General features: G+C 71.5%; 24 protein-coding genes and 1 tRNA gene. 10 read left to right on the top strand and 15 right to left on the bottom strand.

The window, feature by feature from the left end; translation table 11 throughout:
• The first annotated feature begins 458 nt into the window (after positions 1-458).
• Positions 459-1850: an NAD(P)/FAD-dependent oxidoreductase gene (locus ACZ6D7_RS12660; protein WP_469488271.1), complete on the top strand. Its 1392-nt coding sequence runs from the start codon at positions 459-461 to the stop codon at positions 1848-1850.
• A gap of 283 nt (positions 1851-2133) precedes the next feature.
• Positions 2134-3423, top strand: a complete 1290-nt coding sequence (locus tag ACZ6D7_RS12655; protein ID WP_469488268.1) for a class I SAM-dependent methyltransferase — start codon at positions 2134-2136, stop codon at positions 3421-3423.
• Positions 3424-3494: 71 nt separating this feature from the next.
• Here the strand turns inward: ACZ6D7_RS12655 and ACZ6D7_RS12650 are convergent, their stop codons facing one another.
• Both ACZ6D7_RS12650 and ACZ6D7_RS12645 read right to left on the bottom strand, forming a co-directional pair.
• Positions 3495-6020: an ABC transporter permease gene (locus ACZ6D7_RS12650; protein ID WP_469488264.1), complete on the bottom strand. Its 2526-nt coding sequence runs from the start codon at positions 6018-6020 to the stop codon at positions 3495-3497.
• Positions 6021-6056: 36 nt separating this feature from the next.
• On the bottom strand, positions 6057-6827 hold the full coding sequence (locus ACZ6D7_RS12645) for an ABC transporter ATP-binding protein (RefSeq protein WP_469488261.1): 771 nt from the start codon (positions 6825-6827) through the stop codon (positions 6057-6059).
• A 404-nt stretch (positions 6828-7231) separates the two neighbouring features.
• Here ACZ6D7_RS12645 and ACZ6D7_RS12640 point away from each other — a divergent pair.
• The 3 genes from ACZ6D7_RS12640 to ACZ6D7_RS12630 all read left to right on the top strand — a co-directional run bounded on the left by ACZ6D7_RS12640 (position 7232) and on the right by ACZ6D7_RS12630 (position 9751).
• Positions 7232-7315 (top strand) — tRNA-Leu (locus ACZ6D7_RS12640).
• A gap of 171 nt (positions 7316-7486) precedes the next feature.
• Positions 7487-8662 (top strand): 4-hydroxybenzoate 3-monooxygenase, encoded by a 1176-nt coding sequence (locus ACZ6D7_RS12635; RefSeq protein WP_469488258.1) that lies wholly within the window; start codon positions 7487-7489, stop codon positions 8660-8662.
• 201 nt (positions 8663-8863) lie between these two features.
• Positions 8864-9751 (top strand): Bax inhibitor-1/YccA family protein, encoded by an 888-nt coding sequence (locus ACZ6D7_RS12630; RefSeq protein WP_469488256.1) that lies wholly within the window; start codon positions 8864-8866, stop codon positions 9749-9751.
• Between the two features lie 97 nt (positions 9752-9848).
• On the opposite strand, the gene ACZ6D7_RS12625 is transcribed toward ACZ6D7_RS12630, so the two are convergent.
• On the bottom strand, positions 9849-10076 hold the full coding sequence (locus ACZ6D7_RS12625; RefSeq protein WP_189713085.1) for a DUF4287 domain-containing protein: 228 nt from the start codon (positions 10074-10076) through the stop codon (positions 9849-9851).
• 134 nt (positions 10077-10210) lie between these two features.
• On the opposite strand from ACZ6D7_RS12625, the gene ACZ6D7_RS12620 reads away from it, so the two are divergent.
• Positions 10211-10492, top strand: coding sequence for a hypothetical protein (locus ACZ6D7_RS12620; RefSeq protein ID WP_469489392.1), 282 nt, complete (start codon positions 10211-10213; stop codon positions 10490-10492).
• A 10-nt stretch (positions 10493-10502) separates the two neighbouring features.
• Here ACZ6D7_RS12620 and ACZ6D7_RS12615 read toward each other — a convergent pair whose 3' ends face one another.
• The 3 genes from ACZ6D7_RS12615 to ACZ6D7_RS12605 all read right to left on the bottom strand — a co-directional run bounded on the left by ACZ6D7_RS12615 (position 10503) and on the right by ACZ6D7_RS12605 (position 13979).
• Positions 10503-11294 (bottom strand): hypothetical protein, encoded by a 792-nt coding sequence (locus tag ACZ6D7_RS12615; RefSeq protein ID WP_469488253.1) that lies wholly within the window; start codon positions 11292-11294, stop codon positions 10503-10505.
• Positions 11295-11569: 275 nt separating this feature from the next.
• The gene (locus tag ACZ6D7_RS12610; RefSeq protein ID WP_469488250.1) at positions 11570-12790 is read right to left on the bottom strand and encodes an acetyl-CoA C-acetyltransferase; all 1221 of its coding nucleotides are present in this window, start codon (positions 12788-12790) and stop codon (positions 11570-11572) included.
• Positions 12791-12929: 139 nt separating this feature from the next.
• Complete coding sequence (locus ACZ6D7_RS12605; protein ID WP_469488246.1) at positions 12930-13979, bottom strand: SGNH/GDSL hydrolase family protein; 1050 nt, start codon at positions 13977-13979, stop codon at positions 12930-12932.
• Between the two features lie 149 nt (positions 13980-14128).
• Between ACZ6D7_RS12605 and ACZ6D7_RS12600 the strand changes: the two genes are divergently transcribed.
• The gene (locus ACZ6D7_RS12600) at positions 14129-15517 is read left to right on the top strand and encodes a cystathionine beta-synthase (RefSeq protein WP_469488243.1); all 1389 of its coding nucleotides are present in this window, start codon (positions 14129-14131) and stop codon (positions 15515-15517) included.
• Between the two features lie 478 nt (positions 15518-15995).
• On the opposite strand, the gene ACZ6D7_RS12595 is transcribed toward ACZ6D7_RS12600, so the two are convergent.
• The 5 genes from ACZ6D7_RS12595 to ACZ6D7_RS12575 form a co-directional block, all read right to left on the bottom strand.
• A complete protein-coding gene (locus tag ACZ6D7_RS12595; protein WP_469489389.1) occupies positions 15996-16421 on the bottom strand; it encodes a hypothetical protein in 426 nt (141 codons plus the stop codon).
• Between the two features lie 100 nt (positions 16422-16521).
• Complete coding sequence (locus tag ACZ6D7_RS12590) at positions 16522-17457, bottom strand: ABC transporter substrate-binding protein (RefSeq protein ID WP_469488238.1); 936 nt, start codon at positions 17455-17457, stop codon at positions 16522-16524.
• Positions 17458-17467: 10 nt separating this feature from the next.
• Positions 17468-18166: an ABC transporter permease gene (locus tag ACZ6D7_RS12585; RefSeq protein ID WP_469488235.1), complete on the bottom strand. Its 699-nt coding sequence runs from the start codon at positions 18164-18166 to the stop codon at positions 17468-17470.
• A 1-nt stretch (position 18167) separates the two neighbouring features.
• Positions 18168-18809 (bottom strand): ABC transporter permease, encoded by a 642-nt coding sequence (locus ACZ6D7_RS12580; protein ID WP_469488233.1) that lies wholly within the window; start codon positions 18807-18809, stop codon positions 18168-18170.
• On the bottom strand, positions 18806-19840 hold the full coding sequence (locus ACZ6D7_RS12575; protein WP_469488228.1) for an ABC transporter ATP-binding protein: 1035 nt from the start codon (positions 19838-19840) through the stop codon (positions 18806-18808). The genes ACZ6D7_RS12580 and ACZ6D7_RS12575 overlap by 4 nt, the downstream gene beginning before the upstream one ends.
• Before the next feature lie 141 nt (positions 19841-19981).
• Here ACZ6D7_RS12575 and ACZ6D7_RS12570 point away from each other — a divergent pair, with 141 nt between their 5' ends.
• From ACZ6D7_RS12570 to ACZ6D7_RS12560, 3 genes are all read left to right on the top strand, one after another.
• Positions 19982-21490, top strand: a complete 1509-nt coding sequence (locus ACZ6D7_RS12570; RefSeq protein WP_469488225.1) for an aromatic amino acid ammonia-lyase — start codon at positions 19982-19984, stop codon at positions 21488-21490.
• Positions 21487-22347, top strand: a complete 861-nt coding sequence (locus ACZ6D7_RS12565; RefSeq protein WP_469488222.1) for a MurR/RpiR family transcriptional regulator — start codon at positions 21487-21489, stop codon at positions 22345-22347. The genes ACZ6D7_RS12570 and ACZ6D7_RS12565 overlap by 4 nt, the downstream gene beginning before the upstream one ends.
• A 133-nt stretch (positions 22348-22480) precedes the next feature.
• The gene (locus ACZ6D7_RS12560; RefSeq protein ID WP_469488219.1) at positions 22481-23065 is read left to right on the top strand and encodes a hypothetical protein; all 585 of its coding nucleotides are present in this window, start codon (positions 22481-22483) and stop codon (positions 23063-23065) included.
• Positions 23066-23104: 39 nt separating this feature from the next.
• Here the strand turns inward: ACZ6D7_RS12560 and ACZ6D7_RS12555 are convergent, their stop codons facing one another.
• Genes ACZ6D7_RS12555 through ACZ6D7_RS12540 form a run of 4 tightly spaced genes read right to left on the bottom strand, consistent with a single transcriptional unit; the run spans position 23105 to position 25283 of the window.
• Positions 23105-23479, bottom strand: coding sequence for a roadblock/LC7 domain-containing protein (locus ACZ6D7_RS12555; RefSeq protein ID WP_469488216.1), 375 nt, complete (start codon positions 23477-23479; stop codon positions 23105-23107).
• 22 nt (positions 23480-23501) lie between these two features.
• The gene (locus ACZ6D7_RS12550; RefSeq protein ID WP_469488214.1) at positions 23502-23999 is read right to left on the bottom strand and encodes a roadblock/LC7 domain-containing protein; all 498 of its coding nucleotides are present in this window, start codon (positions 23997-23999) and stop codon (positions 23502-23504) included.
• Positions 24000-24033: 34 nt separating this feature from the next.
• Positions 24034-24891: a transcriptional regulator gene (locus tag ACZ6D7_RS12545; protein ID WP_469488210.1), complete on the bottom strand. Its 858-nt coding sequence runs from the start codon at positions 24889-24891 to the stop codon at positions 24034-24036.
• The gene (locus ACZ6D7_RS12540) at positions 24888-25283 is read right to left on the bottom strand and encodes a hypothetical protein (protein WP_469488205.1); all 396 of its coding nucleotides are present in this window, start codon (positions 25281-25283) and stop codon (positions 24888-24890) included. Before ACZ6D7_RS12540 ends, ACZ6D7_RS12545 begins: the two co-directional genes overlap by 4 nt.
• Between the last annotated feature and the right edge of the window lie 44 nt (positions 25284-25327).

Raw genomic sequence — 25327 nt, 5'->3', positions numbered from 1 at the left:
GGGGGCGCGAGGGGAGCGTTGGGTGTTTTCTTGCGTTTGGGGGGGGAGGAGGGAGGGGGGGGGGGGGGGGGGGGGGGGGCTCCCCCCCCCCCCCCCCCCCACGACAGTCCGCCGGAAAACTTCGTGAAGTTCTTCACAAGGAATTCGGTCCTGTCGGAGGACGAAGTGGGGCCGGTTGACCCTTCCGGGGCCCCAACCCCCGTGTGAACGTGTTCAAAAGAGGCGTGCAGGGACGTTTCGCGGGTGCCTCGCGAAGGGAGGTTTCGGGACCCTCACGGGGCCTCTTCAAGCCCGGAGAGGCAGCTCACGCGGCATTGACAACGCCCCGCCCTACACGCTGGTTCCCGTTCCGCGCCATGATGTGAATCACGCGGGTCGCGGAGGATAGCACACACCCTCCCGAAGCTTGTGAAGGGGCGCACGAGCGACCCCCTCCGGGCGGGTGGATACTCGATGCCATGAGCACCACGGAGCGTCCCAGGATCCTCGTAGTAGGCGGTGGGTACGTAGGCCTGTACGCAGCTCGGCGCATTCTCAAGAAGATGCGCTACGGCGAGGCGACCGTCACGGTCGTCGACCCCCGGTCGTACATGACCTACCAGCCCTTCCTCCCCGAAACCGCCGCCGGCAACATCTCCCCGCGCCATGTCGTCGTCCCGCTGCGACGCGTGCTGCCGAAGGCGGAGGTCCTCACCGGCCGGGTCACCACCATCGATCAGGACCGCAAGGTCGCCACGATCGCCCCGCTGGTCGGCGAGGCGTACGAGCTGCCCTTCGACTACCTGGTCATCGCGCTCGGCGCGGTCTCCCGCACCTTCCCGATCCCCGGCCTCGCCGAGCAGGGCATCGGCATGAAGGGCGTCGAGGAGGCCATCGGCCTGCGCAACCACGTCCTCGAGCAGCTCGACAAGGCCGACTCCACCACGGACGAGGAGATCCGCCGCAAGGCGCTCACCTTCGTCTTCATCGGCGGCGGCTTCGCCGGTGCGGAGACCATCGGTGAGGTCGAGGACCTGGCCCGGGACGCGGCCAAGTACTACAAGACCGTGTCCCGCGAGGACATGCGCTTCATCCTCGTCGACGCCGCGGACAAGATCCTGCCCGAGGTCGGCCCGAAGCTCGGCCAGTACGGCAAGGCCCACCTGGAGAGCCGGGGCGTGGAGATCTACCTCTCCACCTCCATGGACTCCTGCGTCGACGGCCACGTCGTGCTGAAGAACGGCCTCGAGGTCGACTCCAACACGATCGTGTGGACGGCCGGCGTCAAGCCGAACCCGGTTCTGGCCCGCTACGGCCTCCCGCTCGGCCCCCGCGGTCACGTGGACGCCCAGCCGACCCTCCAGGTCACCGGCACCGACTACATCTGGGCCGCAGGCGACAACGCCCAGGTCCCGGACATCGCCGCCCGCAAGGCCGGTGTCGAGAACGCCTGGTGCCCGCCGAACGCCCAGCACGCGCTGCGTCAGGCCAAGGTCCTCGGCGACAACGTCATCTCCGGCATGCGGGGCTTCCAGCAGAAGCCCTACTCGCACTCCAACAAGGGTGCGGTCGCGGGTCTCGGCCTGCACAAGGGCGTCGCGATGATCGTCATGGGCAAGATGAAGATCAAGCTCAAGGGCCGTCTCGCCTGGTACATGCACCGTGGCTACCACGGCATGGCGATGCCGACGTGGAACCGCAAGATCCGCGTCTTCGCCGACTGGACGCTCGGCATGTTCCTCAAGCGCGAGGTGGTCGCCCTCGGCGCCCTGGAGTCCCCGCGCGAGGAGTTCTACGAGGCCGCCAAGCCCGCCCCGGCCCCGGCCCCGGCCGCCGCCAAGCCCGAGTCCGAGAAGGCCAAGGCCTCCTGAGCCTCGGTCACCCCCGGCCACCGGTCACCCCGTGACCGACGGCCACTGAACGCCCCGAAGGGGCCGCCCGCCATCCGTGGTGCGGGCGGCCCCTTCGGCGTACCTGGGCGTACGGCCGAGCTTCCCCCAGCAGGGCGCCCCACGGGCCGCCCCGTGTGATCGGTCCTGGTGACGTCCGGGGAGTTTGCCCAGCCATGACGCGCGTGGGGGACTGCGTCCGGGCCTCTCAGGTGTTTTCGTGGAGTCAGGACAATCCGGGAACACCGTCACGGAGGTGTGCTCCATGGCCGATGCCGCGTCGCGGCTTCACGCTTGCGCCGAACAGTTGCTGGGGGCCCCGCTCCTGGTGCGCGTCCGCGCCTGGGACGGTTCGCAGGCCGGCCCTCCCGACGCGCCCACCCTCGTCGTACACAACCGTCGAGCCGTGCGCCGGCTGCTGTTCAAGCCCGGTGAACTGGGGCTCGCACGGGCGTGGGTCGCCGGGGACCTGGGCATCGAGGGGGACCTTTACGCCGCCCTCGACCTGCTCTCCGGTCTCGTCTGGGAGCGGGGCGAGGACGCCCGTCCGCTCCTGCGGGCCCTGCGCGACCCGGACTTCCGGTCGGCGGCCCGGGCGCTGCTGAAGCTCGCCGGGCCGCCGTTCCCGCCCGCCCCGCCCCGCGAGGAGGTCCGCCGCCGCGGCCACCTCCACACCCGCCACACCGACCGCCGCGCCATCAGCCACCACTACGACGTCGGCAACGACTTCTACGAGCTGGTCCTCGGCCCGTCGATGGTGTACTCGTGCGCCTACTGGCCCGATCCGGACGCCACCCTCGAAGAGGCGCAGTTCGACAAGCTCGAACTGGTCTGCCGCAAGCTCGCGCTGACCCCCGGTCAGCGGCTCCTCGACGTCGGCTGCGGCTGGGGGTCGATGGCGATCCACGCGGCGCGCGAGCACGGGGTGTCCGTCGTGGGGATCACCGTCTCCCAGGAACAGGCGGCCTACGCCCGCAAGCGCGTCGCCGACGCAGGGCTCACCGACCGGGTGGAGATCCGGGTGCAGGACTACCGGGACGTCACCGACGGGCCGTACGACGCGATCTCGTCGATCGGGATGGCCGAGCACGTCGGCTCGGAGAAGTACCTCACGTACGCGTGCGAGCTGTACGCGCTGCTCGCGCCCGGCGGACGGCTCCTCAACCACCAGATCGCCCGCCGCCCCCAGGGCGACGAAACGACCTACCACGTGGACGAGTTCATCGACGCCTATGTCTTCCCGGACGGCGAGCTTGCCCCCGTCGGAACCACCGTCACCCTGCTGGAACGCGCCGGGTTCGAGGTCCGTGACGTCGAGGCGATCCGTGAGCACTACGCCCTCACCCTGCGCCGCTGGGTCGCCCGGCTGGAGGCCGGATGGGACCGGGCGGTGCGGCTGACCTCCCCCGGCCGCGCCCGCGTCTGGCGGCTCTACATGGCCGCCTGCGCCGTCGCCTTCGAACGCAACCGCATCGGCGTCAACCAGGTCCTGGCGGTCCGGACCCCGCGGTCCGGAGCCTCCGGGACGCCCCTGCGCTCACGCGTCTGGCAGTAGCGGGCGGCCGGCGGCAGCGGACGGCGAAGGGCCCCGCCGCGCGGTGCGACGGGGCCCCGGGCATCCGCCCCCTACTCCGACTTGATCGCCGCCAGCATGTTCAGCCGGGAGGCCCGCCGGGCCGGCCACAGTGCGGCCAGGACGCCCACCCCGGCGGCCAGCAGCAGGAACACGGCCATCCGGGCCCACGGCAGGACCAGCTCGTACGTGGCCATCTTCGTGCCGAGCAGCTCGCCCGCGGCCCAGCCGAAGAACACGCCCAGGCCGATGCCGAGCACCCCGCCGAAGAGCGAGATGACCAGCGACTCCAGACGGACCATCCGCTTCACCGCACGCCGCTCCAGGCCGATCGCGCGCAGCATGCCGATCTCCTGCGAGCGCTCGAAGACGGACATCGCGAGGGTGTTGATCACGCCGAGCACCGCGACGATCACGGCCATCGCGAGCAGCCCGTAGAGCATGTTCAGCATCAGGGTGAACATCTTCGCGATGTCGTCGGAGAGGTCCTGCTTGCTCTGCACCTTGATGGCCGGGTTGGAGCCGAGTGCCTTCTCCAGCCGGTCCTTGGTCGCGTCCGACGCGCCGCCGGACGTCTTGACCATGACCTGCATGTCGGACGGGTCCTCCTGGTGCGGGGCGAGCACCGAGGTGTCCAGCATGATGCCTGAGATCAGCTCGTTGCCCTCGTAGACCCCGGCGACCGTCAGCTCCTGCTTCTTGCCGTCCTCGTAGGCGACGGTGAAGGCGGAACCGGCCTTCCAGTCGTGGTGCTCGGCGGTGTCCTTGTCGACGACGACCCGTGTCCCGCCGACCTCGAACGTGCCGTCGTCGACCTTCAGGTCGGTCAGCTCACCGATCGCGGGGGTGACCCCGGTGAGGTACTCGGTCTCCCCGTCGATGCGCGCGGGCGCGTTGCGCAGCGGGCTGGTGGCGGTCACCCCGTCGGTGGCCTTCAGCTTCTCCTCCACGTCGGTGGAGAGCGTGTTGCCGTTGGCCATGGACACCATGTAGTCGGCGCTGAGCGCGGCGGAGGCCATCTTGTCGATGGACTTCTGGAGGCTGCCGGCCATCACCGTCATACCGGTGATCAGGGTGAGGCCGATCATCAGCGCGGAGGCCGTGGCGGCCGTGCGGCGCGGGTTGCGCACCGAGTTCTGCCGGGCCAGCTTCCCGGAGACCCCGAAGATCCGCAGGACGGGCGCGGCGGCCGCGATCAGCGGGCGGGACAGCAGCGGGGTCAGGATGAACACACCGATGATCAGCAGGACCGCGCCGAGGCCCATGGGGGCCTGGCCGTCGGAGCCGTCCATCGTCGTCGCGGCCAGGACCACGGCGACACCCGCCGCCGAGAACAGCGCGCCCAGCGTGTTGCGCAGCACCAGGGACTTGGTGGTCGCCTTGGCGTGCACGCTGCTCATCGCGGCGACCGGCGGGATCTTCGCGGCCCGGCGGCCGGGCAGCCAGGCGGCCAGCATGGTGATGACGACGCCCACGGCGAACGAGGTCGCGACCGTGCCGGGCGAGACGATCAGCGGGCCGTCGGGGACGGTCGCGCCCAGCGTGCCAAGCAGCGCGCGCAGCCCGGCGCCGATGCCGATGCCGGCCACCAGACCGGTCACGCCGGCCACCGTGCCGACCACGAACGCCTCGATCAGCACCGACCGCGTCACCTGGCGGCGCGAGGCGCCGACGGCCCGCAGCAGCGCCAGCTCCTTGGTCCGCTGGGCGACCAGCATGGTGAAGGTGTTGGCGATGATGAACGTGCCGACGAAGAGCGCGATGCCCGCGAAGACCAGCAGGCCCTGCTTCAGCCCGCTCATCGAGGCGGAGATCATCTCGGCCTGGTCGTCGGCGAGCTCGCGCGCGGTGGTGGTCTCCACCTCGTCCTTGGGCAGGGCGGCGTCCAGCGCGGACTTCAGCGCGGCCTGCGAGGTGCCGGCGGCGGCCTTCACGTCGATCTCGTCGTACGTGCCGGGCTCGCCGAACAGCTTCTGGGCGGTCGCCGTGTCGAACAGGGCGAGGCTGCCGCCGGCGGCGACATTGCCGTCGTCGGTGGTGAAGATGCCGGTGATCTTCGGGGTGAGGACGGGGCCGTCGACCGAGATCCGTACGGTGTCGCCGACCTCGTAGCCGGCCCGGCGGGCGGTCTCGGAGTCGATGGCGACCTGGTTCGCGCCGTGCGGGGGCGTGCCCTCCTTCAGCGGGTACCGGGGGTCGTCGTCGCCCCAGTAGTTGCCGCCCTGGGACTGGAAGCCGCCGCCGACGAGCTTGCCGTCCTTGTCGGCGATGGCGGTGAAGCCGGTGACGACGCCGACGGCGGAGGCGGCGCCCGGCACCTTCGCGCTGCGCTCGCGCAGGGCCTCGGTCAGCTCCGGCGTCTGGACGATGCGGTCGCCGACGTCCGGCTGGACCTGCCCGGTCACGGCGACGTCGACCTGGTCGAAGCCCTTGGCGGAGCTGTTCTGGAGGGCGTTGGAGAGGGTGTTGGTGAAGACCAGGGTCCCGGAGACGAAGGCCACGCCGAGCATCACGGCGAGGACGGTCATCAGGAGCCGGGCCTTGTGCGCGAGAACATTGCGCAAGGCGGTGCGGAACATGGTGGTTTTCTCAGTCCTGTCGGTCCCGGGCGGGGGTCAGCTGGTGCGGCCCTTGGCGTCGAACCGCTTCATCCGGTCGAGGACCGAGTCCGCAGTCGGCCCGTGGACCTCGTCGACGATCCGGCCGTCCGCGAGGAACACCACCCGGTCCGCGTACGCCGCCGCCACCGGGTCGTGGGTCACCATGACCACCGTCTGGCCGAGTTCCCGCACCGAGTTGCGCAGGAAGCCCAGCACCTCGGCGCCGGAGCGCGAGTCGAGGTTTCCGGTCGGCTCGTCGCCGAAGATGATGTCCGGCCGGGAGGCCAGGGCGCGGGCGACGGCGACGCGCTGCTGCTGGCCGCCGGAGAGCTGGGCGGGCCGGTGACCGAGCCGGTCCCTGAGCCCCACCATCTGGATCACGTTGTCCAGCCACGCCTTGTCCGGCTTACGGCCGGCGATGTCCATCGGGAGGGTGATGTTCTCCAGGGCGGTCAGCGTCGGCAGCAGGTTGAACGCCTGGAAGATGAAGCCGATCTTGTCCCGGCGCAACTTGGTGAGCTGCTTGTCCTTGAGCGAGCCGAGTTCGGTGTCGCCGATCCGCACGGAACCGGAGGAGAAGGTGTCCAGTCCGGCGACGCAGTGCATCAGCGTGGACTTGCCGGAGCCGGAGGGGCCCATGATCGCGGTGAACTCGGCCTGCCGGAAGTCGACGGAGACCCGGTCCAGGGCGACCACCTGGGTCTCGCCCTGTCCGTAGATCTTCGACAGGTCCGTGGCGCGCGCGGCCACGGCGGTGGTCCGGTCGGAGAGGGGCATGGTGGTCACGGGTACGGGCTCCTGTCGGGACGACGGTCTTGTCTTGGGGACTCGAACCATCGTTCCGGCCGCGCGCCGCGTTGTAGTCACCCCTTGTTCCGGTTCCGAAGACAGACTCGGGTCGGACCGCGGCCCGCCGTGTCATACCTGGGGATGACACCCCTCCCTGAGGGGCGTCCGAAGTGACCGTTCGTCAAGAACCGGTGGAGCACCCTTGTTCGGGCGGTGAAATTCCGTCATTCCGCGTACACGGGCTGTCGTCGCGCGCGAGGCTACTGGCAAGTGCGGATGGCCAGTTCCAGGTGCTGATGCTCCCTCAGACGTCAATAAAATAAGACAACATCGCGACGCCCTTCCGCTGTTCGGGGGACGTGTCCCGATAGGCTCGAACCTCGACGCGGAGCCCATGGCCTGCCCGGATGGTGGAATGCAGACACGGCGAGCTTAAACCTCGCTGCCCCTTCGCGGGCGTGCCGGTTCAAGTCCGGCTCCGGGCACCTCCGACGCCTCGGCGATCACTGCATCGTCCATTGAGGCAGTGTCCGCACTCGGGACCGTTGACACCGGATGGACGCGGGCGCAGACTCACGCCAGGTAATAGTGAAGAAAATTTCACTACACGAACACGTCATCATGTGGACCACGTCACTGTCCGAAGGGAACGTCCGATGCGCACCACCGTCGGCATCATCGGCGCCGGCCCCGCCGGCCTCCTCCTCGCCCGGCTGCTCCACAACGCGGGCATCGGCTCGGTCGTCCTGGAGAGCCGCGACCGGGCCTACGTCGAGCACCGGCAGCGCGCCGGGATCCTGGAGCAGGGCACGGTGGACGTGCTGCGCGCGGCCGGCGCCGGGGAACGCATGGACCGGGAGGGGCTGCGCCACGACGGGATCGAACTGCGGTTCGACCGCACTCGCCATCGGGTCGACTTCCCCGGCCTCACCGGCGGCCGGTCCGTGATGGTCTACGCCCAGACGGAGGTGTGCAAGGACCTCATCGCCCTCCAGCTGAAGGAGGGCGGCCCGCTGCTCTTCGAGGCGGAGGCGCTGGCCGTAGAGGACGCCGGCACCACCCACCCGCGCGTCCGCTTCCGCCACGAGGGCGTCGAGGACGTCCTGGAGTGCGACTACGTCGTCGGATGCGACGGCTTCTGGGGCGTCGCCCGGCATGCGATCCCGGCCGAGCTGACCCGCACGTTCGAACGGACGTACCCCTTCGGCTGGCTCGGCATCCTCGCCGACGTCCCGCCCTCGCACGACGAACTGGTCTACGCCCGCCACGACCGCGGCTTCGCCCTGCTGTCCATGCGCTCCCCGACGGTCTCCCGCCTCTACCTCCAGGTCCCCGAGGGCACCGACGCCGAGTCCTGGGGCGACGAGGAGATCTGGGACGAGCTGGAGCGGCGGTTCGAGACCGACGACGACTGGACCCTGGAGCGCGGCCCGATCACCCAGAAGTCCGTCACCCCCATGCGCTCCTATGTCCACGAGCCCATGCGGCACGGCCGGCTCTTCCTCGCGGGGGACGCGGCCCACATCGTCCCGCCCACCGGCGCCAAGGGGCTCAACCTCGCCGTCGGCGACGTCGTGACGTTCGCGCGGGCGCTGGCCCACGAGAAGGAGACCGGTTCGGCCGAACTCCTCGACGCCTACTCGGCGACCTGTCTGCGCCGGGTCTGGCAGGCCGAGCGGTTCTCGTACGACATGACGACCCTGCTGCACCGCGCCCCCGACGCCGCCCCCTTCGAGGACCGGCTCCAGGTGGCCCGGCTGGAGCGGATCGTCTCCTCGCGGGCCGCGGAGACCGACCTGGCCGAGGCGTACACCGGGTTCCCGTTCGGGTGAACGACCGGCCGGTCTCCGACCGGTTCCGGCCAGGTCGCAGGTTGGTCATGAATGAGGCCCTCCAGTGCCGGGAATCACGCTGCCGCGTAGCGTGTTGCGCAGCACAAGAGGGAAAGATCCTCCTCAAGCACTAGGGTCAATCCTTTGCCTACCTATTACCCTTGACCCCAAGGCCGCGCAGTGTGGCCACGGAGGAGCGAAATGGAGAGCAGAAACCCGGTCTTCTCGCGACGGGGGTTCAGCCGCGACAACGGCTACGCGGGCTTCAACGCGACGCCGCAGGCCGGGGGACCCGCTGTCGGCACGCAGGCCAACCCGTACGCGCAGCAGGGGGGCAACCCCTACGCGCAGAACCCTTACGCCCAGCAGGGCCTTCAGGGTGCACCGCCGCAGGCCCCGGCCACCACCGGCGCCATGACCATGGACGACGTCGTCGCGCGCACCGCGACCACGCTCGGCACCGTGGTCGTCACGGCGGTCCTGTCCTGGCTGCTGCTGCCCGTCGACGAGGCCAACCTCGGCAAGTCCTACGGCATCGCCGTCGGCGCCGGCCTGGTCGCGATGGTGCTGGCCCTGGTCCAGTCCTTCAAGCGCCGTCCGTCGCCCGCGCTGATCCTGTCGTACGCCGCCCTCGAGGGCGTCTTCCTCGGCGTGATCTCGGCCGCGGTGTCGACGTACATCTCCGACGGCGTCGTCGCCCAGGCGGTGCTCGGCACCATGGCGGTCTTCGCCGGCGTGCTGGTGGCGTACAAGGCGGGCTGGATCCGCGTCAACCGCCGCTTCTACGGGTTCGTGATGGCCGCCGCGCTCGGCTTCGTCCTGCTGATGGCCGTGAACCTGCTGTTCACCGTCTTCGGCGGCGGGGACGGCCTCGGCTTCCGCAGCGGCCCGCTCGGCATCGTCTTCGGAGTCATCGGCATCCTCCTCGGTGCCTGCTTCCTCGCCCTGGACTTCAAGCAGGTCGAGGACGGCATCTCCTACGGTGCCCCGCGCGAGGAGGCCTGGCTCGCCGCCTTCGGCCTCACGCTGACGCTGGTGTGGATCTACATGGAGTTCCTGCGACTCCTGTCGATCCTGAACAGCGACTGAGTCGCGGCCGCCGGCAGCGGTTCGGCGTGAAAGGGCCCCGGGGTCTCCCCCGGGGCCCTTCGTCGTGTGGGCGCGAGAGCGACGGCCGTCGTGCGCGCTAGCGGAGTTTGCGCGCGGCCCTCCTCAGGTCGTACTCGTGGATGAGCGCCTTCGCGTGGCCGTACGCGAGGTTGTGCTCGTGGCGGAGCCAGCTGACCTTCTCCTCGAAGCGGAGAGCGGGGCCGTCGCCGATGGTGCGCAGCCAGTCGGAGACTTCACGACCGGTGCAATGGGGGATGCGGGCGAGCAGATTGCGATGGGTCTCCTCGGAGAGGACATGGGACATCGGCGCCTCCGGTAGCAAAGGGGATGTAAGCCGGTCCTTCAGGTCACGGTGCCTGAGTGTTCGCCCGTTGGCAACAGTCCCGGTGCGACGCGTACGCTCACCGCGTGGCTGATACGACGTCCCTGACCCGTGCGGTGGATCACTTCGCCGATCGTTTGAGGGCGGCCCCTCAGAGCCGCCTGCAGCGCGGCGCCGCCGCGGAGGCGCTGGCGCTGGCCAGGCAGTTGGCCCGGTGGGCGCAGTCCATCGAGGAACCCTCCGCGGAGCCGCGCGAGATGCCGGACGTCGGGATGTTCGCCGCCGCCGACCAAATCACCGTGGCCGTGCACGACTTGGCCCTCGTGCTCGTCGACGAGGGCCAGGTGGAGGAAGCGGTGCGGATGGTCGAGGAGGCGCAGAAGCGGGCGGGGGTGTGACCGCGGGCGCCTACAGGCTCGCTATGACCCGGTCCGCCAGGATGTAGACGTTCTCCTCGCCGCAGGCGAAAGTCAGCGTGTACGCGCCCGAGATGCCGGAGCCGCCCAGGAGGAACGGGGTGAGGCCGGCGGAGAGGGCCGTGGAGAGGCGTTCGGCGGTCTCGCGGTGGCCCGGGGTCATGCACAGGGTGGTGCCGTCGGCGAAGACGTAGACGTCGAGGGTGCCGAGCGGACCCGGGCGGACATCGGTCAGCTGGACCTGGGCGGCGGCCAGCTCCTCGAGGGTGGCCACGGTGCGCTCGTGGTCGTTCACGACCGGTGACTGGACCGGTACGAAGTCCGGGTGGGACGGGTGGCGGCGGCGGGCCGCGGCCAGTTCGGCGGAGTCCCCGGCGAACTCGTCGGCGTCCGCGGTCGGCTCGGCGACCGGCTCCAGCGGCTCCATGCCCACGAAGTCGGCCTGGCGGGGCAGGAACAGCTCGCTGTCCGGCAGGCCCAGCAGGGTGGGGGCGTCGGAGGCGTCACGGGCCTCCTGGGCGGCCCAGAAGGCCCGGGCCTCGGCCAGCTCCCGCTCCCGCTCCTCCGCGAGCGCCTCGGCCACGGCCGCGCGTATCTCAGCGGTGTCGGTCGTGGAACGGGCGGCCGGAACGAAGCCGCGTGTCTCGGCGGCCCGGTTCTCGGCGAGCTGGGTGTGCAGGGCGGCGACCTGCCGGCGCAGTTGCATGAGGGTGCGCAGGACGGCGACGCCCACGGCGCCCGTGGCGGCCGTGGTGACCAACAAGGCGATCGGCATGGCGCTCACTGACGTACTCCCGGTTCAAAGTCGACCCCCGACTTCCTACATCAGCTTGAAGGGCGGACTATCCAGCTGTCAGTGCGTAACGTCACGAAACGGACAGGTCTTTGGGCCTGGAGTTAGGTGGTGAACGGCGCTGAGCTGCTTAAATCCCCTTCCGAGGGAGATAGGTCACATCCTGGGGGAGATTGGATCACGGAACGGCCCGGAGTTCAGGTGCTTCCCGAACTCCGGGCCGTTGTGTGACGGCAGGTGCCGAAACGGTTACGCAGAGAGCCCGTTCAGCTGAGGCGCTCGATGACCATCGCCATGCCCTGACCGCCGCCGACGCACATGGTCTCCAGACCGAACTGCTTGTCGTGGAACTGGAGGGAATTGATGAGCGTGCCGGTGATGCGGGCGCCCGTCATGCCGAAGGGGTGGCCGACGGCGATGGCGCCACCGTTCACGTTCAGCTTGTCGAGGTCGATGCCGAGGTCGCGGTAGGAGGGGATCACCTGCGCGGCGAACGCCTCGTTGATCTCGACCAGGTCGATGTCGTCGATGGTGAGGCCGGCGCGCCGCAGGGCCTGCTGCGAGGCCTCGACCGGGCCGAGGCCCATGATCTCGGGGGAGAGGCCGGAGACACCGGTCGACACGATGCGGGCGAGCGGGGTGAGGCCGAGCTCGCGGGCCTTGGTGTCGGACATGATGACGACCGCGGCGGCGCCGTCGTTCAGCGGGCAGCAGTTGCCGGCCGTCACGAGGCCGTCGGGGCGGAAGACCGGCTTCAGGCCGGACACGGCCTCCAGGGTGACGCCGGCGCGCGGGCCGTCGTCCTTGCTGACCACGGTGCCGTCCGGGAGGGTCACCGGGGTGATCTCGCGCTCCCAGAAGCCGTTCTTGATGGCTTCCTCGGCGAGGTTCTGGGAGCGGACGCCGAACTCGTCCATGTCCTGGCGGGTGACGCCCTTGGCGCGGGCCAGGTTCTCCGCGGTCTGGCCCATCGCGATGTACGGGTCGGGGACCAGGCCGTCCTCGCGCGGGTCGTGCCAGGTGGAGCCCTCGGACGCGGCGGTGGCGGCGGTACGGGCCTGCGCCTCGTCGAAGAACGGGTTCATGGTGTCCGGCAGGCCGTCGGAGCTGCCCTTGGCGAACCGGGAGACCATCTCGACGCCGGCCGAGATGAAGACGTCGCCCTCGCCGGCCTTGATGGCGTGCAGGGCCATGCGGCTGGTCTGGAGGGACGAGGAACAGTACCGGGTGATCGTGCAGCCGGGCAGGTGGTCCATGCCCATCTGTACGGCGACGACACGGCCCAGGTTGTAGCCCTGCTCGCCGCCGGGGAGGCCGCAGCCGAGCATCAGGTCGTCGATGTCCCTCGGGTCCAGCTCGGGGACCTTCGCCAGGGCGGCCTGGATGATCGTGGCGGTGAGGTCGTCCGGACGGAGGTCCTTCAGCGAGCCCTTGACGGCGCGGCCGATCGGGGAACGGGCGGTCGAGACGATGACGGCTTCGGGCATCACGGCTCCATTGGCGAGGGTTCTTCCGGGCAGGGCTCTCAGGGAAGTTACCCGTACGTATGGCCAGGGTCACGGTGGTGACGGTGTGACCCTGGCCATAACTTTCTAAGCGCTTGCTTTTCTTGGGGTGGTCCCGCCCTCACACCCCGGACGGACTGGTGGGTGACACCGGCGCGGGTTCGGCCTCCGCGACCCGCCGCCTGCGCCGCCGCTTCAGCAGGGCCCAGGGACCCCTCGGGCCCGTCGGCATCGCCGCGGTGACCTCCGTGCCGGCCTCCGAGGCCGCCTCCGCCGCCGCCCGCGCGACCGGGAGGAAGCCCTCGCGGCGGGTGGCGTCCGGGCGCTCCTCCTCGGCCGGCCACAGCCCCAGCGCGGCGCAGACGGTCGGCAGGACGGCCATCGCCGCCGTCGCGTACCCCTCGGCCGAGGGGTGGTAGTGGTCGGGGCCGAACAGTTCACGGGGGTTGGCCTCGAACTCCGGGCCGAGGAGGTCGCCCAGGGACACCGTGCGGCCGCCCTGTTCCACGGCACCGATCGTCTGGGCCGCCGCCAGCTGGCGGGAGGCACGCCGGGCCAGCCAGCGCAGCGGCTGCGGGACCGGCTCGATCGTGCCCAGGTCGGGGCAGGTGCCGACCACGACCTCGGCGCCCGCCGTGCGCAGCCGGCGTACCGCCGCCGAGAGATGACGCACCGAACGCGTCGGCGGCATGCGGTGGGTGACGTCGTTCGCGCCGATCATGATCACGCAGATGTCGGGCACCCGGTCCGGGTTCCCGAGGACCAGCGCGACCTGCCGGTCGAGGTCGTCCGACTGGGCGCCCGGCAGGGCCGCGTTCCGCAGCTCCACCGGACGTTCCGCCACCGCCGCCAGGCCCGACGCCAGCAGCGCTCCCGGGGTCTGGCCGGAGCGGCGCACCCCCTGGCCGGCGGCCGTGGAGTCGCCCAGCAGGACCAGCCGCAGGGGTTCCGAGCCCGGGGTGCCGGGTGCGTCGTACGTGCGGCCGTAGCGGCCGTCCGCGTTCGGGACGCGCGCGTGTTCGCCATTGCCGTTCACATGGCGCCGGGCCAGCTGCGCCTCCGCCAGCAGCAGGCCCACGACCGCCGCCCCGGCCAGACCGATGCCGCCGCCGCCGTAGGCCGCGCCGGCCGCGATGCGCCGGGCCACTCTCGCCCTCGACATGCTCGTCATGCCTCGACGCCACCTCCTCGTGTCCGTACAACCACTCCTTGCCCCGTACGGACCGTCGGCCAATCTCAACGGCGAGTGAACCTCGCGGCCGGGCCGTACCCTGGCGTCACCACTACGACCACTGTTTTTGCAAGCAACCGGAGACAACGGTGCGATTCCACGACTCGATGATCAGCCTCGTCGGCAACACCCCGCTGGTGAGGCTCAACACCGTGACCAAGGGCATCCAGGCGACCGTCCTGGCCAAGGTGGAGTACTTCAACCCGGGCGGTTCCGTGAAGGACCGCATCGCCCTGCGCATGATCGAGGCCGCCGAGAAGAGCGGGGAGCTGAAGCCGGGGGGCACGATCGTCGAGCCGACCAGCGGCAACACGGGTGTGGGGCTCGCCATCGTGGCGCAGCAGAAGGGGTACAAGTGCATCTTCGTGTGCCCCGACAAGGTGAGCACAGACAAGATCAACGTCCTGCGCGCGTACGGCGCCGAGGTCGTCGTCTGCCCGACCGCCGTGGACCCGGAGCACCCGGACTCCTACTACAACGTCTCCGACCGGCTGGTCCGTGAGACGCCGGGCGCCTGGAAGCCCGACCAGTACTCCAACCCGAACAACCCGCTTTCCCACTACCACTCGACCGGACCCGAGCTGTGGGAGCAGACGGAGGGGAAGATCACCCACTTCGTGGCGGGCGTGGGCACCGGCGGCACCATCTCCGGCACCGGCCGCTATCTGAAGGACGCCAGCGACGGCGCGGTGCAGGTCATCGGCGCCGACCCGGAGGGCTCCGTCTACTCCGGCGGTTCCGGGCGGCCGTACCTGGTCGAGGGCGTCGGTGAGGACTTCTGGCCCACCGCCTACGACCGGACCGTCGCCGACGAGATCGTGGCGGTGTCCGACAAGGACTCCTTCCAGATGACCCGGCGCCTGGCGAAGGAGGAGGGGCTGCTGGTCGGCGGTTCCTGCGGCATGGCCGTGGTGGCCGCGCTGCGGGTGGCCGAGCGGCTCGGGCCGGACGACGTGGTCGTCGTCCTGCTGCCGGACAGCGGGCGCGGCTACCTCTCCAAGATCTTCAACGACGAGTGGATGGCCGACTACGGCTTCCTGGAGGACCAGGGCCCCAGCGCCCGGGTCGCCGACGTCCTCAACGACAAGGAGCACGGCGCCATGCCGTCCCTCGTCCACATGCACCCGGACGAGACGGTCGGCCAGGCCATCGAGGTGCTGCGCGAGTACGGCGTCTCGCAGATGCCGATCGTGAAGCCGGGCGCCGGTCACCCGGACGTGATGGCCGCCGAGGTCGTCGGGTCGGTCGTGGAGCGGGAGCTGCTGGACGCGCTGTTCACCCAGCGGGCCTCGCTCTCCGACCCGCTGGAGAAGCACATGTCGGCCCCGCTGCCGCAGGTCGGCTCCGGTGAGCCGGTCGGTGACCTGATGCAGGTGCTCGGCGACGCGGACGCGGCGATCGTCCTGGTCGAGGGCAAGCCCACCGGTGTCGTCAGCCGCCAGGACCTGCTGGCCTTCCTGGCCAAGGGCGGCAAGTAGCGTCACCTGGGAGGAGGCCGGGGGCGGGGTACAACTTCCCGGGCCACGGAGGGGAAACCTCCGGGAAACGTGCGGTGAACTCCCCGCCCGAACGCGGAACTTCCGTTTGTCTACCGAACCGGTGGACTTCGCGGAAGTGGTACGAGCGTGTCACGTCCGCGCAGCACTCGCTTAACACGCGTCCGGCAGATTAGTGGGTGTCGGCAGGGCGGGAGCGGCTCCCCGCCCCAGCCGGCAAACTGAACGGCGTCACGGACCTCCGGAGCGGCTCCCGGACCTCCACAGGCGCCATGGACGCGCAAGCCCGGCCTGACCCGGCACGCGTCCCACGCGGGGACCGCCGTCGTCCCGCCCCCCGGCAACGGGGGTGCGGCGGTCCCCGCGACAGTCTTTTCCGGACGTATTCGTTCCCGGCGTACCCGTTCGTCCGGGCGTACTCGCCCTCTGGCGTACCCGTTCTTCGGGTGTGCGCGAGAGGTCAGTCCTCCCAGTCGCTGTCCTTCGTGCCGCGGCGCCGGGTGCCGAAGAGGCCCGGGTGGGTGCGGGCGGCCTGGACGACGTTGACGCCGACGATGCCCAGCCAGGAGACGATCAGTCCCGGCAGATGCCCGGTGCCCGCGCCGATGGCCGACAGCGGGATCGCCAGCACCAGTGAGACGATGCCGAAGCCGAAGCGCTCGCCCCAGGAGTCCGTGGCCCCGGGCGAGCGGGAGTCCCGGGCCGCCACCATCTGGTGCTCGGCGAGCTGCCGGCGCACCCGCCGCTCCACCGCGCCGTCGATGCGCTGGTCGACCTTCTCCAGGAACGAGTCGACCAGCGCGGACTCGTACTCCTCACCCAGGTCCCTGCGGGCGTGCAGGGTGGCGTCGAGTTCCTTCTTCAGGTCGGCGTCCCGCGCTTCCATGGTGGTCTCCCATCCCGTCATGGCATCCACGGTAGGGAGCCGGTGCGCCGGCCGCACTGGGGATAGCCCCCGTGTCGGAGGGGAGGGGGCCACCCCGGAGTCACTTCGTCAGGCCGTGCTGCTTCGCATAGGTGTTCGCCACGTCCTCGGGGTCCTTCTTGTCCTTGTCCACCTGGCGGTTCAGCTCGGTGAGCTGGGCGGTGGTGAGGACGTTCCCGAGCCGGGCGAGGGCCTTGCGGACGGTGGAGTCGGCCTTGCGGTCGGCGATGAGCGGGACGACGTGCTGGCCGGGGATGAGGTTCTTCGGGTCGGTGAGGACCACCCAGTCGTTGGCCTGAATGTCGGTGTCGGTGGTGAAGAGGTTCGCCACGTCCACATCGCCCTTCTTGAGGGCGCCCTTGACCAGCGGACCGGAGGAGTCCAGCGACTTGAACTCCTTGAACTCGACGCCGTACACGTCCTTCAGGCCGATCACGCCCACCTGGCGCTTCTTCACCTCCGGTGCCGCGCCGATGACCAGCTTGCCGTTCTGCTTCGTGAGATCGGCGAGGGAGGCCAGGCCGTACTTCCCGGCCGTCTCCCGGGTGACCACGAAGGCGTCGGAGTCCTCGGCCATGCCGTACGGCAGGACCTGGAGGCCGGCCGGGAGGGCGATGGCGAGGGCGTTCTGCATCGCGCCCTCCTCCGTGGCCGTCGCCTTCGGGTCGAGGTAGTGGAGCAGGGCGCCCTGGTACTCGGGCAGCAGGTCGATGTCGCCGCCCTTGAGGGCGGGGATGAGGATCTCGCGGGTGCCGAGGTTCGGGCGGACCTTCGTCTTCACGCCGGCCGCCTCCAGGACGGCCGCGTAGAGGTGGCCCAGCACCTGGTTCTCGGTGAAGTTGGCGGTGCCGACGGTGACGCCGCCCTTGCTGGAGCCGGAGCCGCCACCGGCGGTGCCGCCGTCGTTGTCGAGCGAGGTGATGCCGCTCGCGCAGGCGGAGAGGGCGGGGACGGAGGCCGCTGCGAAGAGGCCGCCGAGGAGAGTGCGTCGGTTCATCGAGAGGTCCCTAGGCAGTGCGGGTGGGGGTGCCCCCGCTCGAGCGAAGCCGAGAGTGGGGGAGGAAGAGGAAGCGCTGGAGGCCGGAGAGGGCCAGGTCCAGGACCACGGCGACCGCGGCGACCAGCACCGCGCCGCCGAGCACCTGCACGAGGTCGCGCTGGGCCAGGCCGTCGAAGACGTAGCGGCCGAGGCCGCCGAAGGAGACGTACGCGGCGATCGTGGCCGTGGCGACCACCTGGATCAGCGCGAGCCGCAGGCCCGTCATGATCAGCGGCAGGGCGAGCGGCAGCTCCACCTGGAACAGGACCTGGTGGCCGCGCATGCCCTGCCCGCGCGCCGCGTCCCTGACCTCCGGGTCGACGGCGGTCATGCCCGCGTAGGTGTTGGTGACGATCGCCGGGACGGCGAGCGCGACCAGCGCGATGTACACCGGCCACATGGACAGGCCGCTGGCGAGGAAGACCAGCACGACCAGGCCGACGGTGGGCAGCGCGCGGCCGAAGGACGCGAGGTTGATGGCGACGAACGCGCCCTTGCCGGTGTGGCCGATCAGCAGGCCGAGGGGGAGGCCGATGGCGGCCGCGATCAGGGTGGCGAGGAGCGAGTACTGAAGGTGTTCGGCCAGGCGGTGGCCGATCCCGTCGGGGCCCGACCACTGGGAGCCGCTGGTCAGCCAGGTGCCGAGGTTCGCGAAGAGTTCGTACATCTCAGGCTCGCCTCCTGAGCCACGGGGTCAGGGCGTACTGGACGGCGACCAGCAGGGCGTCGGCGACCACGGCGAGCAGGATCGTGAGGACCACGCCCGCGATCACCGGGGTCGGGAAGTTGCGCTGGAAGCCGTCGGTGAAGAGCTGGCCGAGGCCGCCGTCGCCGATGTAGGTCGCGACCGAGACCAGGGAGATCGACATGACGGTCGCGATCCGGACACCTGCCATGATCACGGGGAGGGCGAGCGGGAACTCGACGGTGAGGAGCGTGCGCAGCGGGCGGGAGCCCATCGCCTTCGCCGCCTCCTTCGTCCTGACGGGGACCGAGTCGAGGCCCTCGACGGTGTTCCGCAGCAGTACGACCAGGGTGTAGACGGTCAGGCCGATGACGGTCGTGGTGCGGGTCAGTCCGCTGACCGGCAGGAGCAGCACGAAGATCGCGATCGACGGGATCGTGAACAGGACGTTGGAGAGGCCGAGCAGGAGGCCGCGCAGGGGGCGGATCCGGTGCGCGACCACAGCGAGGGGGAGCGAGATCAGCAGGCCGAGGAAGACGGCGGTGAGGGCGGCCTGGAGGTGGGAGACGGTGAGGGTGGTGAGGTCGTCGGTGTGGTCGCCGATCCACGACCAGTCGATGGTCATGCGGCCACGCCCACGGCTGCGTGCGCCCGGCTCGCGTGCTCGTGGATGTCGTCCCGCGAGGAGACGCCGGTGAGCACCCCGCCCGCGTCGACGCGGACGATCAGGCCGCTGGGGGAGGCGACGGACTCGTTCAGCGCGGACAGCAGGGAGTCGGTGTCCTTCAGGCCGCGTACGGGGAGTTCGGCGTCCGGGGAGGCCCAGTGCCGGGGCCTGCGGGCCTCGTCGAGGACGAGGGTCCAGGTGCCGCCCTCCGGGGCGGGGGCCTGCGGGACGGCCGCGAGGGTCGTGAGCGAGAGCAGCTTCAGACCGCGTTCGGCGCCGAGGAAGTCGGCCACGAAGTCGTCGGCGGGGCGGGCGAGGAGTTCGGCGGGCGGGGCGCACTGGACGAGATGGCCGCCGGTGCGGAAGATCGCGATCCGGTCGCCCAGCTTGACCGCCTCGTCGATGTCGTGGGTGACGAAGACGATGGTCTTGTTCAGTTCCTTCTGGAGCCGCAGCAGTTCGTCCTGGAGCTGGGTGCGCACCACGGGGTCGACCGCGCCGAACGGCTCGTCCATGAGCAGGACCGGCGGGTCGGCGGCGAGGGCGCGGGCCACGCCGACGCGCTGCTGCTGGCCGCCGGAGAGCTGGTGCGGGTAGCGCCTGCCGGCGTCCGCCGCCAGGCCGACCGTCGCCAGCAGCTCGGCCGCGCGGGCCCGGGCCTTCCTGCGGCCCCAGCCGAGCAGCAGCGGCACGGTGGCGATGTTGTCGAGCACCGTGCGGTGCGGGAAGAGGCCCGCCTGCTGGATGACGTACCCGATGGAGCGGCGCAGGTCGGCGGCGTCCTGCCGCTGAACGTCCTTGCCGCCGACCAGGATGGTCCCGGCGGACGGTTCGACCATCCGGTTGACCATGCGCAGGGTGGTCGTCTTGCCGCAGCCGGACGAGCCGACGAGGACGGTGACACCGCCCTCCGGCATCTCCAGGGAGAGGTCGTGGACCGCCGTGGTGCCGTTCGGGAAGCGCTTGTGGACCGCATCGAACTGGATCATGAGATGTCCCTTGCCCGGCTGTATAACCTCATGCAGAGTTCTTCCTAGGTGAATGGGTTGTCAACGCTTCGGTGTTAATCCGAGGTAACGGATGACCGTTGGGCAAGATCGGGTGTCCGAGTTGATGGGAGTTTTTGGCTTATGTCGTCTCGGATTGTGGACGCCCTCGATTTCCAGCACACCGGGCTCGTCGTCCTCGACGGCGTCGGCCTCGGGATCGCGGACGTCGTACGGCTCGCCGACGGGACCGCACGGCCGGTCCCCGGCAGCGACGCGATGCTCCGCGCCGAGGAGTCCTGGACCGCCGCCCGGCAGATCGCGGCCACCGGACGCGTCTACGGCCGCTCCACCGGCGTCGGCGCCAACCGCACCGAGGACGTGCCCACCGAGGCCGCCGCCGACCACGGACTGCGGCTGCTGCGCAGCCACGCCGGTGCCATCGGCGCGGAACTGCCCGCCCGGCAGGTCCGCGCGATGCTCGCCGTCCGCGCCAACCAGCTGCTCGCCGGCGGCGCCGGACTGCGCCCGAGCGTCGTCACGGCCCTGTGCGAGGCGCTGGAGAGCGAGGCACATCCGGTCGTCAACGAGTTCGGCTCGGTGGGCACCGGCGACCTGGCCGCGCTGGCCCAGGTGGGCCTCGCGCTGGTGGGGGAGCACCCCTGGCACGGCGCCGGCGCCCCCGCCCCCCAGCCCCTCGACAACAACGACGCCCTCGCCCTGATCAGCAGCAACGCCCTCACCCTCGGCCAGTCCGCCCTCGCCCTGCACGAACTGCGCGGGCTCATCGAGGCCACCCAGGTCGTCGCCGCGCTCTCCCTGCTCGCCGTGGACGGCTCGCACGAGGCGTACGCCGCCCCCGTGCACGACGCCCGCCCGCACCCCGGCTCCACCGAGGTCGCCCGCCGCATGCGGGAGCTGACCGGCGCCGGGGACCGGCCCACCCCGCCCCTCGGCCGCATCCAGGACCCCTACGGCTTCCGCTGCCTGCCCCAGATACACGGCCCCGCGCACGACGCCGCCGACGCCCTGGAGGAGGTGCTCGCCGTCGAGATCAACGCGGCCGCCGAGAACCCCCTCATCGACCCCCAGGACATGGCCGCCTACCACCACGGCGGCTTCTACCAGGCCCAGCTCGCCCTCGCCCTGGACCACTTCCGGCTGGCCGTCATGCAGGTGGCCCGGCTGTCCACCGCCCGGCTGTCCACCCTGAACGAGCCCGCCTACACCCGGCTGCGCCCCTTCCTCGCCGACGCCGAACCCGCCTCCTCCGGCGTGATGATCCTGGAGTACGCCGCCGGCGCCGCCCTCGGCGACCTGCGGGCCTTCGCGGCACCCGCGTCGCTCGGCCACGCTGTACTCTCCCGGGGCGTCGAGGAACAGGCCAGCTTCGCCTCGCTCGCCGCACGGCAGACACTGCGCCTGTGCGGCGCGTACCGTCTCGTCGTCGGCTGCGAACTCGTCGCCGCCGTACGGGCGCTGCGCCAGCGGGAGCTGCGGCCCGAGCCGGGACTGCCGGCCGGGCGGGCGCTGGAGCTGGCCGAGGCGGTGCTCGACGCGGACCAGAACGACCGGCCGCTCACCCAGGACGTGAGCGCGGCGGCCGCACTGCTGGACCGGTTCACGGACATCTGGAGGGGGAGCGGGGCATGAGCGCGGAGAGCGACATGGGCGTGACGGACACTCCTGCGGGACGGCTGCAGGCGCTCTTCGAGGGGCACCGGCTGACCCCGACCCAGCGGCGCATCGCGCACAGCATGGTGCGGCGCGCCGCCGACGTGCCGTTCCTGTCCAGCGTGGAGCTGGCCGAACTGGCCGGCGTCAGCCAGCCCTCCGTGACCCGCTTCGCGGTCGCCCTCGGCTTCGACGGCTACCCCGCGCTGCGCAAGCACCTGCGCGAGGTCGCGCCCGCCGAACAGCGGCCCGGCTCCGCGTCGTTCAACGAGTACCAGCAGGCCGTCGAGGCCGAGATCGAGAACCTCCGGCACCTCGCCGACCTGCTCGCCGACCCGCGCCCGGTGCACCGGGCCGGCCGGCTGATCGCCGCCTCCCGCCCGCTGCTCGTGCTCGGCCTGCGGGCCGCCGCCTCCCAGGCGTACGGGTTCACCTACTTCGCCGCCAAGGTCCATCCGGACGTCCGGCTGCTCCACGAGGGCGGCACGATGATCGAGGACCGGATCGACGCCGCCGTCCGCGCGGGCGCCACCGCGCTGCTCTGCTTCGCGCTGCCCCGGCATCCCCGCGAGGTCGTGGACACGCTCGGCTACGCCAAGGAGGCGGGGCTGAGCGTGGTGACCGTCGCGGACTCCGCGTTCGCACCCGTCGCCAAGGTCTCCGACCTGCTGCTGCCGGCCGCCGTCGGCACCGGGCTCGCCTTCGACACGGCGTGCGCGCCGATGCTGCTGGGTCGGGTGCTGCTGGAGGCGATGTGCGACGACCTGCCCGACGCGCAGGCCCGCCTGGAGGAGTTCGACGCGCGGGCGGCGGCGCGGGGGCTGTTCGTCGAATAGCGGCCCCGAGCGCAGGGGCGGGCGTCCTGGGCGCGGTGGCGTCCCGGGCGCCGCGTACGGCTCTCAGACTCGTCTCACCTTCGCTCGCTAGCGTGCCCGGCCGACGGGACTGGGTCTGCGAGGAGGCGGGAAAGTGGTGCGCGGAGGTCAAGGACTGGCACGGGTGGCGGTCGTCGTACGGGCCGGAGCCGCCCCGCTGTGGTGGGCCGGGGTGTTCGCGGCCGGGGTCGGCGTGCTGCCGCCCGGGATCACCGGCCGCAGGATCGGGGTCATGGCCGGGGCCGCGCTGTTCCTGGTGAGCGCCGCCGTGGTGGCGGTGCGCGGGCGGCGGCGTTTCACCGAGCTGGCGCGCGGCGCCGTCCGGGCCGGCAAGCACGATGTGCTCCAGGACCGGGCGGTCACCGTCCGCGCCTGGCGGCGGGGCCACCGCTGGTGGCTGCTGCTCGCCCTCGCGGCCGCGCTGGGCAGCTCCTTCGCCGTGCCCGCGGCCGGCGGCATGCTGCTCGCCGGCTGGGGCACCGGCCTGCGGCTGAGGGCCGTATGGCTCGGCCGGCGCGAACGGGCCGGAGACGCGCTGCTGTGGGTGCGCGTCGACTGGCTCGGCCGGTCCGGCGGAGCCCCGGCCGGCAAGGCCGTCAAGGGCTACCGCAGCACCGGCATCGCGGCGGGCGACGCGGCCCCGGGCGGGGCGCGCCGCCGCACCGACGTGTACCTGTAGCCGTGTGTGCGTGTGGCCGGGTACGTGTGATGGCGCCGGCTAGACCTCCAGCTCCTCCTCGATCTTGCGCAGCTGGTGGCGGGCCATCGCCAGGTTGGACCGCTTGGCGTCCAGCACCAGGTACAGGAAGAGGCCGTTGCCGCCGCGGCCGCTGAGCAGGCGGATCAGGTGGTACTGGTCGGACAGCGTGATCAGGATGTCCTCGATCTGCGCCTTGAGTCCGAGGTGCTCCATGGTGCGCATCTTGGCGCGCACCACGTCGGTGTTGCCGGCGGCGGCGACGTTCAGGTCGAAGCTCTTGGTACCGCCCAGGGTGCCCAGCGCCATGCCGCTGGTGTAGTCGACGAGCGCGACGGCTGAGGCGCCCTCGATGGAGGCGAGCGCCTCTTTCAGCGCGGTTTCGGTGTTGGCCATGACTGTGCTCCTCGGTTCCTTCTCAACTTTCCGTGGTGGTGCGCGCGTTGGGTGTGCCGCGCGCCGATCTGGTCCGTACGGTGAGGGGCTTGGCGGGGGGCTGCGCCCGCGCCGGGGCGAGCGCCGGCCTCGCCGCCCGCACCCTCGCCTCCCGCGCGTCGACGAGTTCCCCGATGCGCAGACCGGCCCGGCGCCCCTCCAGGTGCAGCCGGCCGACGTTGACCCGGTCCTGCGCGAGCAGCGTCAGCACCGCGCTGTGGCCGGCCGCGTACGTGGCGACATAGCCGTACACGCCCCGCACCAGCAGCTCGCGGAAGTCGCCCTGGCCGGTGGTGTCGGCCATCCGCACCGCGACACCGAGGGCGGCGGCGGTCAGCGCGGCCACCCCCTCCGGCTCCACGCCGGGGGTGTCGTGGGCGAGGACGAGTCCGTCCACGCCGGCCGCGAGCGCCCCGGTCAGGTGGGGCACCCGGGCCCGCAGCCGGCGCAGTTCGTCGAGAATCTCGGGCTCGGCCGCCATCAGCTCGTTCCTCCCGTCGCGCGGGCGCTGCCGCTCAAAGGGCCTCCAGCGCATCCCTGAGCCTCTTCAGCAGCGTGATGTCGGGGTCGTTGACGCGGGGCATCGGGATGCCCGGCGGGGGGTGGGGGGCGGGTGGCGCCATCGGCGGGGGCGGCGGGAGGAGCGCGGTCAGCAGGCCCGCGGCGGCCAGCCGACGGACGTCCACCAGGGTGTGGAACGCCTGCCGGCCCAGCTCCCGCGCGATGTCCGACGCCGTGCGGGCGCCGTTCACCAGGGCCAGCACCGCCCGCTGCCGGGCGGTCGTGACCGGCGCGGCGAGCGCCTCGGTCCGCCGCAGCGGCGCGCCGTCGGCCAGCGGGTCCGGCCACAGCCCGTCCAGCAGCTCACGGCGGCGCAGCGTCTCGCGCTCCAGCGCGTCCACCGGCACCGGCCGCAGGGCGCCGAGCCAGTGCCCGGCGCCGTAGACGAAACGGCCCGGCGTGCTGCTGGGGGCGAGCGCGAAGTACGCGGCGTCGTACAGCGCCCCCAGATGGCACAGCTCCAGGGCGCCGCGCGGGATCAGCTCGGCGTCGAGCAGCAGCCGGGCGGCGCCGTGCTCCTGGTCGGCCCGCTCCACGGCCGTCCGCCAGAGGGTGGGGTCGAGCGTGCCGTGGGTCAGGAGGAGGACGTCGAGGCCGGGCGCGAGCGGGCTCTCGGCGTGCACCACCCGGCCCTCGGCGAGGTAGAGCGAGCCGCGCTCGCGTTCCAGGACGCCGGTGGCCCGCTCGGCCGCGAGCCGGGTCAGCATCGGTGAGAGGCCGGAGCCCGCCCGGTGCCGGGCCGTCGACTTTTCGCGCACGGGCAGCCGGGGCGGCGGGGTGGTGCCCCGCGGTGTCGTCCCCACGAGCGTCATCCCAGCACCAGCCGTCCGGCCATCTCGCCCAGCCGGATCCGGGCCAGCGCGAGATTGCCGTCCGACCGGCCCAGCCACACGTGCAGGAACACACTGCTGTCGAAGGACGTCGAGACGAACCGCAGCAGGTGGTAGCTGTCCCGGTTGCTGATGATGAGGTCCTCCACGGGCGGGTCCGCCCGATCGTCGTCTCCCTGGTCGGGCGCGAACGCCCGCTGCTCCGCCGTGAGGCGCGCGACCTCGGCGGCCTCGGCGGCCGCGGCCTCGTGGTCACCGCCGGGGAAATCCCCGACCGAGCCCAGGGCGAGCCCGCTGGTCCAGTCGACCAGCGCGGCTCCCCGGGCCCCGGGCAGCCGCATGGCCTCCAGTAGGCACTCGTCGATTCCGGGCACCGTGGCTCCCCTCCCGCCTGCGGTTCGGCTGAGTGATGAGGAGG

It is taken from the genome of Streptomyces sp. NPDC041784 (assembly GCF_055591025.1).
This window is presented reverse-complemented; position numbering and strand designations above follow the sequence as displayed.